This is a genomic window from Paenibacillus sp. P4_E11, assembly GCF_056401635.1.
Map to the genome: position 1 here is coordinate 1 of NZ_JBFUIX010000277.1, position 3,163 is coordinate 3,163.

Genomic DNA, 3,163 nt, shown 5'->3' on the forward strand with positions numbered 1-3,163 from the left:
TAATGATTCACAATTATTCAGAAGTAAAGTATGAGATACCAACAGCAATTATTTTTGGCAGGATGAAGCAGTAAGATTACGCGCAATACAACTAGAAGATTGGGAGAATCACTATTTCAACCGTTTTGATACTCCTGCACGGCGCCTTTTAGAGTGTGCGGTTGAATTGCCGCCTACAATTACGGAGGCAAAATCATTTGCAGAAAAATTTTCTGACTTCTCATCGAATCGTCTCATGTTTACTATTGAAAACTTGAACGGTCAAAATGTCGGCGGGATCATCCTAAACAGAATCGACGAAAGAAACGGTACGTTTAGCATCGGCATTCAAATCGACAGAGACCACCGAGGGAAGGGTTACGGCACAAGAGCCGTAAACATACTTTTGAAGTACGCTTTCTTCGAGCGTAGACTAAATAGTTCAATGATTACGTACTTGAAGGAAACGAAGCTTCCGCTGCAATGATGAGAAAAGTTGGATGCGTTAAAGAGGGGGTTCGTCGCCAAGTCTACTATACTAATGGACGATATTTTGATTCCATCTTGTTTGGGCTGACCAAGGATGAATATGTTGAGCATCTCTCAAAGATCAATTAACTGAATTTCGCTGGAGAATAAGGAGCTGCCGAGATGGACCAGAGAATCGAGAGGATTCGGGATGAGGAAAGGCAATACCATGAAGCTTGCTACGAGCAATACAGCTTATTCGAGCAAGGGACCTGGCTGCACAAACCCGTTAAGACGGTGATGGATACGTTGGCTTACTTCGATACGCCGAACACTCTGCACGTACTTGATCTGGGCTGCGGAGTAGGCCGTAACAGCATCCCGATTGCAGAAACGTTGAGCACCCGCGGCGGTAGCGTCGTATGCGTCGACTTGATCGAGTCCGCCCTTACCAAGTTAATGAGCTACAGCCGCGAACACAGAGTCAGTGATTACATACAACCGGTCTTGTCCGACATTGGGAAGTTCGACATTGTAGAGCAGGCGTTCGATTATATCGTGGCCGTATCCGCGCTGGAGCATGTGGAGTCGCAGTCTCAATTGACCGATGTGGTGAGTCGGATGGTGCGCGGGACGAAAGCAGGCGGGATCAACTGTATCATTATCAATTCCAATATCGAAGAGATCGACCAATTGACAGAAGCTTCGCTCGAACCGATGATAGAGTTGAACCTGACAACCGAGCAGATGAAGCAATTGCTCACGGTCGCCTATACAGGCTGGGAGGTTGTCTACACGACCGTAAAGCCGCTGGAGTTCCATATTGAGCGACAGGGGCGAGCGATCACGCTTAAGTCGGATTGCATCACCTATGTAGTTCGACGCTAGAAAGCTTGCCAGCAGGAGGATGTGACTTACGATGAAGGATGATGTAATTGCTTCTCTGCTGGAGATCGCGGAGTTGAAGGTGCTGCAGTTCGATATCCATCGACTCCGCGCGATGAACTACCGGAACCGTACATTCGAGAAGTTCTACATGATGACGTATGTGAAGAAAGGCTCGGCCAAGCTTCGTGTTCAGGACCAGGTCTATGTCATCCCACCGGGCAGCGTCATTTTCATCCCTACTTTTCTGGAGCATGACCAGTACAAAGACAGTGATGAAGAAACTGAATTTCTCTGGTGGCATTTCACGTACAAGATTCATAATCTCGTGGATGTGTTGCCGTTTCTACAAATCCCTTACATTTATCCTCTGAAAGATTACCAGAAATTCGAAGCTGTCTTCGATGAATTCATGCTCTCCACGTCAAAGGGAAGCTCCCTACCGAGCGTCATTCTGCATAAAGCCAAATCACTGGAATTGCTATATTTGTTGCTGGACAATGCCCTCGGAAGCGCAGATATGGCGGAGACAAGGCAGCCGTCTCACAGCTTCTTATCGGTCCTGCTGAAGATTGTAACGCAGCCTGAAGCGGCCCTTTCGCTAGCGGATATAGCCGAAGGCTTGCACATGAATCCAACCTATGTCAGCAACCACTTCAAGGAAATGTTCGGCAAGTCACCCATCATGCTGCATCGGGAAATCAAGATCGCCAAAGCGAAATCGCTTCTGGAGATGCGGGAACTGAACATTACCGAAATTAGCCGGATGCTCGGGTTTAACGATATCCAGACCTTCTCCCGCCTATTCAAGAAATACACGGGGATTTCCCCAGGCCAATACAAGGGATTATTCGACCTGTAAAAGTGTTAAACTTCAACAAAGTCATGCTCTGTTGTTCACCTGTCCGCTCCCTATACAATAGCCTCAAGGGTATAATCTAGCCCATCGAGGAGGGTTAATGTGGACACATTGAACATCGTTTTCACAGAGAAGGAAAAGGTAGAGCTCCGCAAGGAATCATTCGACGCTACGCTCAAGCCTACGGAGATTTTATGCGCCGCCGCATGCTCGCTTATTAGTACAGGAACAGAGCTGCAATGCCTTAGAGGCGTATTCGACGCAGATACGAACTGGTCCAGCTGGGTGAAGTATCCGTTCCATCCTGGCTACTCCATGGTGGCGGAAGTGCTTGATGTGGGACAAGAAGTGAAGGGCATCCATAAGGGTGACCGTGTGTTCGTCGAGAATTCACACGCCCAATATTTCAAGGCAGAGGCCAAGCATGCATACCTGCTTCCGCAAGGGGTCAGCAATGAGCAAGGCGCGTGGACGAATCTGTCGAAGACCACGCAGCTTGGCGTGAGAAGAGCAGAGCTGCAGCTCGGGGAAACGGTTGGAGTGATCGGACTTGGGCTGTTGGGACAGTTGGTTACGCAATTCGTGTATTTGTCCGGAGCCCAAGAGGTGTTCGCCATCGACCCTGCAGAGAGTCGACTGCAGCTGGTCAAGGAGCAGCCTGGTATTCATCGGCTGGCCATGGACGTGGGCCAAGCACATGAAGCCATTCAGAAAGTTACCCATGGCAAGATGCTGGATGTCGTCTTCGACATTACCGGTCATCCGGCTGTCTTAGCCCAAGCCACGAAGCTGGTTAAGCCGTTAGGACGCGTGATTCTGCTCGGGGATACAGCGACTCCTTCTCTGCAGGGCATAGGGCGTAACGTCGTATCGAATTCGGTATCCATTCTGGGTATTCATGCCCTTATGAATTATAAGGCCTGGAATCATCCCGATATGGCAGCGTTGTTCTGGAGCTATATAACCCAAGGT

Annotated in this window: 4 protein-coding genes; all 4 read left to right on the forward strand. The window is 48.9% G+C overall.

What is annotated here, in order from left to right:
* The first annotated feature begins 85 nt into the window (after window positions 1–85).
* Window positions 86–466, forward strand: coding sequence for a GNAT family N-acetyltransferase (locus AC1DWB_RS32720; protein WP_477545279.1), 381 nt, complete (start codon window positions 86–88; stop codon window positions 464–466).
* 164 nt (window positions 467–630) lie between these two features.
* The gene (locus AC1DWB_RS32725; RefSeq protein ID WP_477545276.1) at window positions 631–1,335 is read left to right on the forward strand and encodes a class I SAM-dependent methyltransferase; all 705 of its coding nucleotides are present in this window, start codon (window positions 631–633) and stop codon (window positions 1,333–1,335) included.
* A gap of 31 nt (window positions 1,336–1,366) precedes the next feature.
* Window positions 1,367–2,194, forward strand: a complete 828-nt coding sequence (locus tag AC1DWB_RS32730) for a helix-turn-helix domain-containing protein (RefSeq protein WP_477545277.1) — start codon at window positions 1,367–1,369, stop codon at window positions 2,192–2,194.
* A gap of 99 nt (window positions 2,195–2,293) precedes the next feature.
* Window positions 2,294–3,163: zinc-dependent alcohol dehydrogenase (locus AC1DWB_RS32735; RefSeq protein ID WP_477545278.1), on the forward strand; the 870-nt coding region annotated here is incomplete at its 3' end.